The following is a 12,601-nucleotide window of genomic DNA, read 5'->3' as shown; positions in this document are numbered from 1 at the left end:
TTTTCACCGGTACATGTCGCTCTTGGAGGACAACGGTACGATGAGTCGAATGACGCCCTTTTCCAGTCCGCTTCTTTTGGGCTTCGATGCAATGGAAAAGACGCTGGAACGCCTGGCGAAATCCGGCGACAGCTATCCACCCTACAACATCGAACGGCTGCGCGGCAGCGAAGGCGATGCCGAAAGGCTGCGCATCACGTTGGCGGTTGCCGGCTTCGCGGAAGACGATCTGGACGTGACCACCGAAGAGAATCAGCTGGTGGTGCGTGGACGTCAGAGCGACGACACGGAGCGCGAATACCTTCACCGCGGTATCGCGGCCCGCCAGTTCCAGCGTTGTTTCGTGCTGGCCGACGGGATGCGGGTGTTGGCGGCAGAGTTGAAGAACGGCCTCCTGTCGATCGACCTCGACCGGCCGGAAGCCGAGAGGCTGGTACGAAAAATAAACATATCGGTGAAAGACTGACTTTGCCGATGGCTCTTACGCGTGGCGGCCCTGGACAGGCGCCTCGCTGAAAGGAGGCTTAAAATGCCCAGAACTATCGAAAGACTGACCATGACCAACAGCGAACTCGCCCACCTTGGCGAAGGCTCGGTCGCCTATCTCAGAAAAGTGTCGAGCGATGACCTGCGCGGCCGCTTCCCCGGTCTCGAGGAAATCCAGCCTGGCATGGAACTGTGGGCGCTGTTTGCCGCAAACGGCCAGCCGATCCTGTTGTCGGATGCTCGCGACCGTGCCCTTGCCGGCGCGATGGAGAACGACCTGACGACCGTCGCCATCCACTGACGCATGACCCCGAAAATCGGGCTCGATTTTCGGAAAGGATCATGCGCCGCATAAAGGACGGTAGTCACCTGTCTGGAATGAAAACGGGCGGCACGCGCCGCCCTTAGAGCGTTTCCGTTCTTCACGGAAACGCGGAATCGCTCTCAGTATTTGTTTTTCGCAATTCCGGACGGAAAACCGTTACACACTTTTCCCGGAATTGCTCTGGAAGCTTTAATTTTCCGAGATATCAGGCTGCGTGCGAAGCCGGTGCCTGCGAAAGCAGCGCCAGGATGGCATTGGCGTCGCGCGTACCGCGGATCTTGGCCACCGTGTCGGCATCGCGCAGCAGCCGCGCGATGCGCGACAGCGCCTTGAGATGATCTGCCCCGGCACCTTCAGGCGCCAGCAGAAGAAACACCAGGTCGACAGGCTGGTCATCGAGCGATTCAAAATCGACGGGCGTCTCCAGGCGGGCGAACACGCCGGCGATGGCGCTTTACCCCCGGCAGCTTGCCGTGCGGAATGGCGATTCCGTTGCCGACGCCGGTGGAGCCCAGCCGCTCACGCTGCAGGATGATGTCGAAAACCTCGCGCTCCGGAATGCCGGAGATCGTGGCGGCGCGCTCGGCGAGCAACTGCAGGAGCTGCTTTTTCGAGTTCGCCTTCAACGCCGGCATGATCGCCGAAACGTCGATCAGATCACTCAGATCCATCTGAAAAATCCCTTGTTCGCCCACCACCCTCGACCGTGCCGAAGCACAGCCAAGGGTCGTTATCCCTGTGCGACCTTTGTTGTCGAAGGGTCGATCCAGCCAATATTTCCGTCCGGCCGGCGGTAGACGATGTTGAGGTGATCGTTTCCGGCGTTGCGGAAAACGAAGACAGGAGTGTCCTTGGTATCCAGCTCGATCACCGCTGAGGCGACCGACATGGTCTTGAGGACCAGGGTCGATTCCGCGACGATGGCGGGCGCGTAATTTTCCGGGATTTCCTCGTCGTCATCTGCGAGCGGAGCCATCACCGTATAGGCAATATCCGTGGCTGCGCCATTGCCGGCACCCGAGGCATGCGATTTCAGGCGGCGCTTGTAGCGGCGCAGGCGGGTCTCCAGCCGGTCCGCTGCAGCCTCGAAGGCCGCGGTCGGCTCCTGGGCATCGCCAGTTGCCTGCAACGCGGTGCCCGAATCCAGACGGATCATGCAATCAGCGGTGTAACGCGAACCGGATTTCACCACCGTCACATGTCCGGCAAAGCCGCGATCGAAATATTTCCCGATGGCTTCGCCGATCCGATCGGTGATGCGCGTACGAAACGCATCGCCGATGTCCATGTGTTTCCCCGAAATGCGCAGCGTCATTGAAAATTGACCTTTCCTGCTCAGGCTTCACACTGTCTGGAGTTTATACCTGTGGTCCGCGCAGACAAGCTTCGCGGCACCGTCCGCGCCCGATTTTGTAACCGAACCTTGTCGCTGGCCATTGGACCGTACCTTGACCGCCCCCAGGTCAACTTCACGACGGACCGACCACCTCCGGGCCGTAGCCCGTCTCATGCGGGCGGGCTTCTAGCCAACTCCCCGGCGCTTGTCAACGAAACGAAAAACTGTGGAAATCCGCGGCTTCTCAACGACCGACGCCCGCGAGCGCTCGCTTTTCACGTCGCCGCTGCACCGAAGACGGAATGTTCATTGCTTCCCGATACTTGGCAACCGTCCGGCGCGCGACATCGACCCCGTCGGCCTTGAGCAGGTCGACGATCGTATCGTCGGAGAGCACGTCTTCCGCCTTCTCCTCATCGATGAGCTGCCGGATACGATCCCGCACCGCTTCCGAGGAATGGGCGGCGCCGCCATCGGCAGCGGCGATCGATGCGGTGAAGAAATAACGCAACTCGAACACACCGCGCGGCGTCAGCATGTACTTGTTGGCCGTCACCCTGCTGACGGTCGATTCATGCATGCCGATGGCGTCCGCCACCGTCTTCAGGTTGAGCGGCCGCAGATGGCGCACGCCATGGACGAGAAATGCATCCTGCTGCCGCACGATCTCGGAAGCCACCTTGAGGATGGTCTTCGCACGCTGATCCAGGCTGCGGGTCAGCCAGTTGGCGTTCTGCAGGCATTCGGACAGAAAATCCTTCTCTGCCTGCACCCTGGTCTGGCTGAACACCCGGGAGAAATAGACCTGATCGACCAGGACGCGCGGAAGCGCATCGGCGTTGAGTTCCACCGCCCAGCTTCCATCGGCGGCCGGGCGCACCTCGACATCCGCGACGATGGCATCGCTGGCACCGCCGGAAAAAGCGAGGCCCGGTCTTGGGTCCAGTGCCCGGATCTCCGTCAGCATGTCGAGGAGATCTTCCTCGTCAACGCCGCACAGGCGCTTCAACGTCTGGAAATCCCGCCTTGCGAGCAGTTCCAGATTGGCGACAAGTGCCTCCATTGCCGGATCGAAGCGGTCACGTGCGACGAGCTGCAGCGACAGGCATTCGGCCAGATCGCGTGCGAACAGGCCGGATGGTTCAAAGCCGCGGCAGGCGGCAAGAACACGTTCGACTGAAACCGCATCCGTCCCAAGACGTCCAGCGATTTCACCCATCTCGGCATGCAGGTAACCAGCCTCGTCCAGTCCATCCGCAAGTTCAGCGGCGATCAGCCGGTCACCCGCATCGAGGAAGGTAAAGGCAATCTGCTCGCCGACATGCTCGCGCAGGGTAACGGCGGCGGCAGCCACGTCCTCCATGTCGAAACCCTCGGAAGCGCCGGAGCCACCGCCGGGCGCCGACTTCCATTGCTGTGAAAGGTCGGGCCCGACCCGTTCACTGACACCTGGATCATCCGGAAAGATATTTTCGAGCGACGAATCGAGCTTTTCCGATATCGCCTCGGAACTCCAGGCCGTCTCCGCCTCGAACCATTCGTCGGCATCCGTGGGCTTCCGCTCACCTTCGCTCTGCTGCGCTGGTTCCACCGGGATATCCGGCTGCGGATCAGCGCGCTCCAGCAGGGGATTGCGTTCGATTTCCTCGTCGATGAAACGATCAAGCTCGACATGGGTAAGCTGCAACAGTCGGATCGACTGCATCAGCTGCGGCGTCATCACCAGCGACTGCGATTGTCTCAGCTGTAGTTTGGCAGCAAGCGCCATGTTCTGGATGCGAAATCCCTATTCGGTGGAGCCGTCGGCAGCAATGCAATCAAATGGCCCGGCTTTTGCTTGTCAAGCAACGAACCTTAGCACGCCGGATGGCCGTGAGGTTAGGCGGGTCGTGAAAACCGCATGCAAATCCGGAGCTTGCCAGGTACGCGCCCGGTGCCGGAGTTAAAGGGTGAAGGCCTCGCCGAGGTAGAGCCGCCGCACGTCCGGATTGGCGACGATCTCTTCTGCGCGGCCATGCGTGAGCACTTCACCGGCGTGGATGATATAGGCACGATCGATCAGGCCCAGCGTCTCGCGCACATTGTGGTCGGTGATCAGGACGCCGATGCCACGAGCCGTCAGATGGCGGACCAATTGCTGGATGTCGGCCACGGCGATCGGATCGATGCCTGCGAAAGGCTCGTCAAGCAGCATGTAGGCCGGACGGGTCGCCAAGGCGCGCGCGATTTCGAGACGGCGCCGCTCACCACCCGACAAGGCCATGGAGGGTGCCTTGCGCAGATGGGTGATGTGGAATTCCTCCAGCAATGCGTCGAGTTCGCGCTCACGTGTCTTGCGGCTCTTTTCCACCACCTCAAGAACGGCGCGGATATTCTGTTCGACATTGAGACCTCGGAAAATCGAGGCTTCCTGCGGCAGATAGCCGATACCGAGCCGTGCACGGCGGTACATCGGCATGGAGGTGACATCGAAACCATCGATCTCGATCTTGCCCTCGTCGACTGGAACCAGCCCTGTCACCATGTAGAAGCAGGTGGTCTTGCCGGCGCCATTGGGCCCGAGCAGTCCGACGGCTTCACCGGCGCGTACACCGAGCGAAACGCCATTCACCACGCGCCGCCCCTTGTAGCTCTTGGACAGGCCGCGGGCCATCAGCGTGCCCTTGAGCTTGACCTTTTCGCCACCGACAATGGCAGGCGCGGCCGGCTTGGCGTCGGTTTGTTTCAGCAACTGCATCGCGCTTTCGGTCAGGGTTTCTTGGTCGAATCCGGGTTGATCTGCATCATGACGCGGCCGGAACCGCCTTTGCTGCAGCCGTCGACATTGGCAAGGCCGGATTTCATCTGCACGGTCAGCTTGCAGCCGGTGAGCACATTGTCGCCCTGGCTCAGCACAACCTTGGAACCGGTCAGCACCAGGACCTGGCTTTTCATGTCAAAAGTGCCGCGCTCGCCGGTGGCGATCTGGTCGTCGGACTTGAGATAAACAGTCCCGTCGACTTCGAGATGGTCGATATTGGTGGAGCCGCCAAGCGCGGGACCAGCCATGGCCGCACTCTTCGAGCCGTCCTTGCCCGCGGCGGCATCCTTCAGATAATACACTTTGAGGACTCCGGCCTTCAGCAGGGTCGGACCTTGCACCACGCTGACATTGCCCGTGAAGATGGCGAGGTTCTGTTCCTGCCTCACTTCCAGCTTGTCGCTCTCGATCTGAATCGGCTTGTCGCCGGAAAGCTTCAGGCCGGACATGTTGGTCTGGGCCGACTGCGCGAAGGCTGGCACGGATGCAGCTGCCAGAAATGCCGCAGCAGCAAGCCACTTCATGTTATTGGGCCGCATTCGGCTCTCCGCTCTTGTCGCTGGTCGTCTTCAAAACGCCAGGCTCCAGGTTGACTCGAACCCGCTTTTCGAAAACCAGCACCTTGCCGCTGTCTTCCACCGACATGGAGTCGGATTGGATATGCGAGCCGCGCGTGACGATGTCGACCGGGTCGTTCGTCTTCATATTGCCTTTCGCCATATCAAGGAAGGCCGATTTCATCTTCACCACCATTCCACTGGTGGTGGTCATGGTGATGTCGTTGGCCAACTCCAGCGTGTTGGCGTCGCGGTTGTAGACACCCCTGGCTGCGCCGACCACCGCCGACGTATCCTTGTCGAGCGGGAGCTTGGCATCGATGCCTTCAAGGCCGATGATGCTTTCCTTGGCTACATCCTGGATCGCCCGCAGCGCCTTCATCGAATAAGGCAGGTTCTGCTTGGTGAAACCCTCGAGCTTGGGGTTGGCCATCACCAGCTTGCCATTGGAGAACGCGCTGCCATCCGCTTGAACCGGGGCTGCCGGCGGGGTTTTCAGATAGGAATAGACCGGAAAGGCGATCGCGATGATGCCAGCGATGACCGGCAAGGCGAGCTTGAGGATACGAACGCGGCGCGAATGGCGCTGCGCGCTGTCGAAGGCGACCGCGCGTTCGGACGGGAGCTCGCCGCGTTTCGGCGCGACAATAACCTCGTCCTTGCCTTCCGGGTCGGTCGTTCGTGCCAACATGTAAACCTTCTGGTCCTTTTGCCCGCCGAACCCGCGCCTTATTTGGTGCCGGTTTGCGCCCAAGCAAGCGCATGCGAAGAAAAATCGCAAAAATATGACTTACCCCTGCAGCGGAGAAAACCGCCAGGGGGTCGGTCAAGACTAGCATGACGCCTTTTTCACCGCCATGCCTACATTTCGACTATCACGCTGCCCAGTATTGCCAGATCGCTAATGAAGAGTTCATCCGCAGATCCCGAATGCTTGCGGCAACGATGCCGCACGGCGCACGGGCCTGAAAGCGGTAGCCCTGAATTGGCGGTTGCATTAAAAGCGTCTGCTTGCGTGCCCAGAAACTGAGGCTGACATGACCCTGAGAGCCGACGACCTGATCGACCGACGCCGCCTGCGGCGCAAGCTGACCTTCTGGCGCATCGCCGCCATCGCCGTGCTGCTGATCGGGCTGGCCATGCTGTCTGCCTGGTATTATCGCGGTGGCGAGAGCACCGGCGTCGATCACATCGCCAAGATCAAGATCGAAGGCACCATCACTCAGGACGATGAACTGATCCGCCGCATCGAGGCGGTGCGCAAGGCATCGCATGTCAAAGGCGTGATCCTGCTGGTCAATTCGCCGGGCGGCACCACCGTGGGCGGCGAGACCATCTACGATGCCGTACGCAAGCTTGCCGCCGAAAAGCCGGTCGTGACCGAAGTCGGCACGCTGGCGGCATCCGCCGGCTACATGATCGCCAGTGCGTCGGATTACATTGTCGCGCACCAGACCTCGATCGTCGGCTCGATCGGCGTGCTGATCCAGTATCCTGACGTGACCGGTTTGATGGACAAGATCGGCGTCAAGCTCGAGGAGGTGAAATCGTCGCCGCTCAAGGCATCGCCCTCGCCTTTTGCGCCGACCACCGAGGAAGCCCGCGCCATGGTGCGCAAGCTGATCATGGACAGCTATGACTGGTTCGTCGACATCGTCGCCGAGCGGCGCAAGCTGCCGAGGCCGCAAGCGCTGGCGCTGGCTGACGGCTCGATCTTTACCGGCCGCCAGGCTGTCGCCAACAAGCTGATCGACGCGTTGGGTGGCGAACAGGAAGCCGTGAAGTGGCTCGGCACCAAGGGCGTCGACGAAAAATTGAAGGTCGTGGAGTGGAAAAGCACGGAGCGCAGCAGCCTCTTTCTTCCCAACGCGATGGTCCGCCAGATCGGCCGCGCACTTGGCCTGCCGGTGGAGAGCGAAGAGGTACTACGCCAGATCGGCGCCGACCGCTTGTTCCTTGACGGTCTCGTCTCGGTCTGGCACCCTTGATCTGGCGTGGGGCATAAGTCAAAAAGCGAATAAAATCATCCGCATAAAATTGGCCGCCGCGCCTTTACGGGGACCGTCCGCATGATCAAGTCCGAACTCGTCCAAATCATCGCCACCCGCAATCCGCATCTGTTCCTGCGCGATGTCGAAAACATCGTCGGCGCGGTCTTCGACGAAATCACCGACGCGCTCGCGGAAGGCAACCGCGTGGAGCTTCGTGGCTTCGGCGCTTTCTCGGTCAAGAATCGCCCCGCTCGCACCGGTCGCAACCCGCGCACCGGAGAATCGGTCGAGGTCGAGGAAAAATGGGTGCCGTTCTTCAAGACCGGCAAGGAATTGCGTGAAAGGCTGAACGGCGACAAGTAAGGCGATTTCAAATCGCCTGAGCGCCACTCCGGCCTCCAGTCGGATGGCCGCAACCAGCCTTCCGACTGGAGACGCCATGGTCAACCGCTTCGCTGTCATCGTCATCTTTGTCCCGCTGGCCATTGTGCTGATCGCGCTGGCTGTGGCGAACCGCGAGCTGGTTGCCTTCACGCTTGACCCGTTCAACCCGGGCAATCCGGCGCTGACGCTCACTCTGCCGCTGTTCGTCATGCTGTTCCTGGCATTGGCCGTGGGCATCCTCGTCGGCTCCTTCGCCACCTGGATGCGCCAGGGCCGCTATCGCAAGCTCGCGCGCCAGCGCGGGGTCGAAGCAGAGAACCTGCGCCAGGCGATCGCGCGCGCGCCTTCCGCCGGCCAGGGGCCGGCTCTGCCCAAACCGACCAGTTGATCGGCGCTTCATCGAGCGCGATCCGAAAAGTTGCAGGCTTTTCGGAAAAGATCGTGCGACAAAATCAATAAGATCGAACGGGAGACCCTTCCATGCTGACCATTTCGGCCGCCGAGGTCGATCGCGCGCTGACGTTCTCCGGTCTGGTCGAGACGCTCCGCACCGCTTTCCATGACGGCGCCGTGCAGCCGGTGCGCCACCACCACACGGTCGAACGGCCTGACGGTGCTGCTTCCACGCTGCTGCTGATGCCGGCCTGGACCGACTTCAATGCCACGGGCACTTCCAAGGATGGCCATATCGGCGTCAAGATCGTCACGGTTTCACCCGATAACAATGCCATCGCCAAACCTGCGGTAATGGGGCTCTATCTGCTTCTCGACGGCAAGACCGGCGAACCGCAGGCGTTGATCGACGGCCAGCGGCTCACCCAATGGCGCACCGCCTGCGCTTCGGCGCTCGCCGCCTCCTACCTCGCGCGCGAGGATGCGTCGCGGCTTCTGGTGATCGGTGCCGGTGCGTTGTCGCCATTCCTGGCCAAGGCACATTCGGCGGTAAGGCCGATCACGTCGATCCGCATCTGGAACCGCACGCCGGCCAATGCCGAAAAAGTCGCTGCCGGTCTCCGCGCGGAGGGCTTGCCGGCGGAAGCAGCGATCGATCTCGATACAGAGCTTGCCAGGGCCGACATCGTTTCTTCCGCCACCATTTCCAACGAACCGCTGGTCAGGGGCGCTAACGTCAAGCCGGGTGTCCATATAGACCTCGTCGGCGGCTTCACGCCGACCATGCGCGAAGCCGACGACGCGGCGATCGCGCGCGCCCGCGTCTATGTCGACACGCGTGCGGGTGCCACCAAGGAGGCTGGAGACATCGTCCAGCCGCTCGCCTCCGGCGTGCTCAAACCCGATGCCATCATCGCCGACCTGCACGAATTGGCGCGTGGCCATAAGAAAGGTCGTGAAAACGCGCAGGATATCACGTTGTTCAAGTCGGTCGGCGCGGCACTGGAAGACCTCGCAGCTGGCATCGCCGTCTACAAAGCCTTGAAATCCTGACCGACATTCACGCTTCGGTTATCGTCTTCGTTTTCGGGAAACCGGCTGTCGAGTTCTGCGTTTGTTGCGGGCAGTAACAGCCAAGGACCAAAGCCATGAACGAAGGCTGGTTTTCGAAAGTCGTGCCCGTAGCCACCGGCATACTGGGTGATATTCGTCATGTTTCAAACGCAAGGCAGGCGATCGACCTGCTTACCAATCATTGGCCGGATGCGGGCACGCGCAAACATCTCGATGCCAAGCGTGCCTCGCAGGCCGTCATCAACGGCAACGCCGCCGGTGACACGGCAAGAGAAGCCTTCGTCGAAGCCGCTCGCGAAGCGCGCATCCTGGTCGAGTGATCCGCTCCGCTCACGAGCTACCTTTGATCACTGATCGCCGGAACTCCCATTGCCCCGGCGATCAGTTGAAAATCATGCTCGGTCAACTCGATCAGCCCGAACCGCAGCGGATAGCCCCAATTGGACTTTCCGGCGGTCAATTCCAACCTGTCGAGCAGCGGCATGATCGACATCTCGTGCGACTGTTCCCACGCGACATCGCGCCGGAACGGCTGGAACCCGCTGGCCATGACGCCTTGATAGGGTTCACCGTCGCGCACCCGGCCGATGGCGGTGAAGGAGCGCAGGCCGTCCTTTTCGCCGATTGTCGTGCTTGGTGAGTAATAGACGACCCCGTCCCCGGGATTGATACGACGCAAAGGTGCGGCCTTGCCATGGTTCACCTGCATGAAGCCTTCGGCGCGGCCACGCCTGACATGCGCGGCACAGGCTACGGCGAGCCAGTATCGCGTCATGACCGAGCGTCTTGCGCGATGTTCGGCCAATAGACGCGCAGCCTGTGCTGGTCGGGATCCAGGGCCACGAAGGTGCGGCCGAAATCCATTTCGGTTGGCTGCTGCAGGATGGAAAGGCCACGGCCCACCCAGTTGGCGTGCGTTGCATCTACGGCTTCAGGCGTTTCGCACTGGAAGACGATCTCGGAGCCTCCGCCCGCGACCCTGACAGCTGGTTCAGCCGTGTGGCGCGACCAGAGGCCCAGTTTGAAGCCATTGTCCAGCACGAACAGCACGAAGGTCGGCGACGATTCAACGGGCTCACGGCCGACCAGGGCCTGGTAGAAGGCACCGCTCGCCTGCGGCTGGTCGACAAAGAGGATAGTGAAGTTGGGGCTTTGCATGCTTGCTCTCCGTGTTGCGATGGAGAGAACATAGGTGCGTCCACTGTCAGATTCTGGCAGTAGCAATCAGCGCTGGGGTGCATTCTCCAATGTCGCTCGCCATTGCTTGAGCAGGGACTGCCGTCGCCGGGGGTAGCGCAGGCCCGTGGCATCCAGCCTCGCGATCCGGTCGGTACGGAAATGGCGGAAATCCTGACGCATCTCGCACCAGGCCACCATCACCCGCACCTTGTCGAAAAAGCCAAGTGCAAACGGCCACACGATGCGCTCGCTGCCGGCGCCACCGGCATCGCTGTAGGTAATGGCAAGTTTCCGCTCGTCGCGGATCGCCTGGCGCACGGCCGCCAGATCGATGCCCTCGCTTGCCCCCGAATGCGGACCGACCAGGAGCGTTGACGCATCGAGATCCTCGCGCAGATCTTCAGGCAGGACGGCGGCGATCTTGGCTAGCGCATCGGCGGCCGCTTTGGACAGCCGGTTGTCCGGCTGCTTGGCCACCCAGCGCGAACCGAGCACGATCGCCTCGATCTCCTCGTCGGTGAACATCAACGGCGGCAGCATGAAGCCTGGCCGCAGCACATAACCCAGCCCGGCCTCGCCCTCGATCGGCGCACCTTGCCCTTGCAAAGTGGCGATGTCGCGATAAAGCGTGCGGATCGACACGCCAAGTTCCCCGGCCAAGGTCTGCCCGCTCACCGGCAAGCGGTGGCGACGCAAGGTCTGGACGAGATCGAGCAGGCGTTCGGAGCGCGACATTGTGACCTTATACAGCGCAGGCCGTTCCCGTGCCTTCGAATTGTCAGCTTTCCGCTTGAAGTCTTCTCGCCGCGATCGCGTCAGAGGCCCTTCATGTTGCGCGGTTCCGGCCCCTATGCCAAAAGCAGCGCGAAACGCGGAGCGTCCTTCTTGAAATTCACGCGCGACAAACGCAGGGACAAATCGGGCGGCCGAGACAGCGGCACCCATCCGCCGCGCGCGCAGGACGACCGCCGCGACAAGCGTCCGGAACGCAAGCCCGAGCGGCAGCAGGGGCAGAAGCAGGCACTTCGCTCCACGCCGAAACCCGAGCGCCAGGAAAACCCGGCACCACGGACGGTCGAACAACGAAACGAAGTCCATCCCGAAACGAAGGGCGAAACCGGGCAGCGTGTGCTGGCCCGCCGCGAGGGCGTTCTCCCGGCTGAAAAGCTGCCGTTGATCCTCGAAGTCGCGCCCAATGCCGACTATGCGCTGCTCGACAGCGGCAATGGTCAGAAGCTCGAACAATACGGCCCCTATCGCATCGTGCGTCCGGAAGGCCAGGCGATCTGGCAACCGGCACTGCCGGCCAAGGATTGGGACCGCGTCGACGCCGTCTTCACCGGCGATACCGACGAGGAAGGCATGGGCCGCTGGCGTTTCCCGCGCCAGCCGCTTGGCGAAACCTGGCCGATGAAACATGACGGCATCGACTATCTTGGCCGCTTCACGTCTTTCCGCCATGTCGGCGTCTTTCCCGAGCAGGCCTCTCACTGGGACCACATGGCTGGCCTGATCGAGAGCACCAGGCGCCCGGTCAAGGTTCTGAACCTGTTCGGCTACACCGGCCTCGCCTCACTGGTGGCGGCGCGCGCCGGCGCCGAGGTCACCCATGTCGATGCCTCGAAGAAAGCCATCGGCTGGGCGCGCGAGAACCAGGAGATGGCCGGCCTCGGCAACAAGCCGATCCGCTGGATCGTCGAGGATGCAATGAAGTTCGCCGAGCGCGAAGAGCGCCGTGGCAGCCGCTACGACATCATCCTGTTCGACCCGCCGGCCTACGGTCGCGGACCGAAGGGGGAAGTCTGGCAACTGTTCGAAAACCTGCCGGCGCTCACCGATATCTGCCGCTCTATCCTCACACCGAAGCCGTTGGCTGTGGTCTTGACCGCCTACTCGATCCGCTCCTCCTTCTTCGCCACCCATGCCCTGATGCGCGATACCTTTGCCGGCATGGGCGGACGCGTGGAATCCGGTGAACTGATCATCCGCGAACAGTCGGCTGGACGGGCGCTGTCCACCTCCCTTTTCTCGCGTTGGGTCTCCGCATGATCCCGCAAAATGGAAGCCGGTTTTCGG

Annotated in this window: 16 protein-coding genes and 1 pseudogene; 8 read left to right on the top strand and 9 right to left on the bottom strand. The window is 61.7% G+C overall.

The window, feature by feature from the left end; genetic code table 11:
• Window positions 1-40: 40 nt before the first annotated feature.
• Window positions 41-466 (top strand): Hsp20 family protein, encoded by a 426-nt coding sequence (locus ACFJIU_RS00620; RefSeq protein WP_326890129.1) that lies wholly within the window; start codon window positions 41-43, stop codon window positions 464-466.
• 63 nt (window positions 467-529) lie between these two features.
• Complete coding sequence (locus tag ACFJIU_RS00615) at window positions 530-787, top strand: DUF1150 family protein (RefSeq protein ID WP_054309700.1); 258 nt, start codon at window positions 530-532, stop codon at window positions 785-787.
• 229 nt (window positions 788-1,016) lie between these two features.
• Here ACFJIU_RS00615 and ptsN read toward each other — a convergent pair.
• The 6 genes and pseudogenes from ptsN to lptC form a co-directional block, all read right to left on the bottom strand.
• Window positions 1,017-1,482 (bottom strand): annotated as a pseudogene (ptsN, locus tag ACFJIU_RS00610) (PTS IIA-like nitrogen regulatory protein PtsN).
• Window positions 1,483-1,541: 59 nt separating this feature from the next.
• Complete coding sequence (gene hpf, locus ACFJIU_RS00605; RefSeq protein ID WP_379066590.1) at window positions 1,542-2,126, bottom strand: ribosome hibernation-promoting factor, HPF/YfiA family; 585 nt, start codon at window positions 2,124-2,126, stop codon at window positions 1,542-1,544.
• A 265-nt stretch (window positions 2,127-2,391) separates the two neighbouring features.
• Window positions 2,392-3,915 carry an RNA polymerase factor sigma-54 gene (gene rpoN, locus ACFJIU_RS00600; RefSeq protein ID WP_379066589.1) on the bottom strand — a complete coding sequence of 508 codons (1,524 nt, stop codon included), beginning with the start codon at window positions 3,913-3,915 and terminating at the stop codon, window positions 2,392-2,394.
• Between the two features lie 174 nt (window positions 3,916-4,089).
• On the bottom strand, window positions 4,090-4,800 hold the full coding sequence (lptB, locus tag ACFJIU_RS00595; RefSeq protein ID WP_245488616.1) for an LPS export ABC transporter ATP-binding protein: 711 nt from the start codon (window positions 4,798-4,800) through the stop codon (window positions 4,090-4,092).
• Window positions 4,801-4,895: 95 nt separating this feature from the next.
• Window positions 4,896-5,486 carry an LptA/OstA family protein gene (locus ACFJIU_RS00590; protein ID WP_129413285.1) on the bottom strand — a complete coding sequence of 197 codons (591 nt, stop codon included), beginning with the start codon at window positions 5,484-5,486 and terminating at the stop codon, window positions 4,896-4,898.
• Window positions 5,473-6,195, bottom strand: coding sequence for an LPS export ABC transporter periplasmic protein LptC (gene lptC / locus ACFJIU_RS00585; protein ID WP_379066587.1), 723 nt, complete (start codon window positions 6,193-6,195; stop codon window positions 5,473-5,475). Before lptC ends, ACFJIU_RS00590 begins: the two co-directional genes overlap by 14 nt.
• A 346-nt stretch (window positions 6,196-6,541) precedes the next feature.
• On the opposite strand from lptC, the gene sppA reads away from it, so the two are divergent.
• From sppA to ACFJIU_RS00560, 5 genes are all read left to right on the top strand, one after another.
• The gene (sppA, locus tag ACFJIU_RS00580; RefSeq protein WP_379066585.1) at window positions 6,542-7,492 is read left to right on the top strand and encodes a signal peptide peptidase SppA; all 951 of its coding nucleotides are present in this window, start codon (window positions 6,542-6,544) and stop codon (window positions 7,490-7,492) included.
• Between the two features lie 81 nt (window positions 7,493-7,573).
• The gene (locus ACFJIU_RS00575) at window positions 7,574-7,858 is read left to right on the top strand and encodes an integration host factor subunit beta (RefSeq protein ID WP_129413282.1); all 285 of its coding nucleotides are present in this window, start codon (window positions 7,574-7,576) and stop codon (window positions 7,856-7,858) included.
• Window positions 7,859-7,934: 76 nt separating this feature from the next.
• Window positions 7,935-8,267 (top strand): DUF1049 domain-containing protein, encoded by a 333-nt coding sequence (locus tag ACFJIU_RS00570; protein ID WP_379066583.1) that lies wholly within the window; start codon window positions 7,935-7,937, stop codon window positions 8,265-8,267.
• Window positions 8,268-8,359: 92 nt separating this feature from the next.
• Window positions 8,360-9,325: an ornithine cyclodeaminase family protein gene (locus tag ACFJIU_RS00565; RefSeq protein WP_379066581.1), complete on the top strand. Its 966-nt coding sequence runs from the start codon at window positions 8,360-8,362 to the stop codon at window positions 9,323-9,325.
• 95 nt (window positions 9,326-9,420) lie between these two features.
• Window positions 9,421-9,666, top strand: coding sequence for a DUF982 domain-containing protein (locus tag ACFJIU_RS00560; RefSeq protein ID WP_379066579.1), 246 nt, complete (start codon window positions 9,421-9,423; stop codon window positions 9,664-9,666).
• A gap of 17 nt (window positions 9,667-9,683) precedes the next feature.
• Here ACFJIU_RS00560 and ACFJIU_RS00555 read toward each other — a convergent pair whose 3' ends face one another.
• The 3 genes from ACFJIU_RS00555 to ACFJIU_RS00545 form a co-directional block, all read right to left on the bottom strand.
• On the bottom strand, window positions 9,684-10,121 hold the full coding sequence (locus ACFJIU_RS00555) for an EVE domain-containing protein (RefSeq protein ID WP_379066577.1): 438 nt from the start codon (window positions 10,119-10,121) through the stop codon (window positions 9,684-9,686).
• Window positions 10,118-10,504 (bottom strand): VOC family protein, encoded by a 387-nt coding sequence (locus ACFJIU_RS00550; protein WP_379066575.1) that lies wholly within the window; start codon window positions 10,502-10,504, stop codon window positions 10,118-10,120. Before ACFJIU_RS00550 ends, ACFJIU_RS00555 begins: the two co-directional genes overlap by 4 nt.
• Window positions 10,505-10,570: 66 nt before the next feature.
• Complete coding sequence (locus tag ACFJIU_RS00545; RefSeq protein WP_379066573.1) at window positions 10,571-11,260, bottom strand: helix-turn-helix transcriptional regulator; 690 nt, start codon at window positions 11,258-11,260, stop codon at window positions 10,571-10,573.
• A gap of 150 nt (window positions 11,261-11,410) precedes the next feature.
• Between ACFJIU_RS00545 and ACFJIU_RS00540 the strand changes: the two genes are divergently transcribed.
• Window positions 11,411-12,574, top strand: coding sequence for an RsmD family RNA methyltransferase (locus ACFJIU_RS00540; RefSeq protein WP_379066571.1), 1,164 nt, complete (start codon window positions 11,411-11,413; stop codon window positions 12,572-12,574).
• Window positions 12,575-12,601: the final 27 nt, after the last annotated feature.

This window comes from Mesorhizobium sp. UC74_2 (genome assembly GCF_042701485.1).
GTDB lineage: Bacteria > Pseudomonadota > Alphaproteobacteria > Rhizobiales > Rhizobiaceae > Mesorhizobium.
The sequence above is the reverse complement of the archived record's forward strand: the minus strand, read 5'-3'. Positions and strand labels throughout refer to the sequence as shown.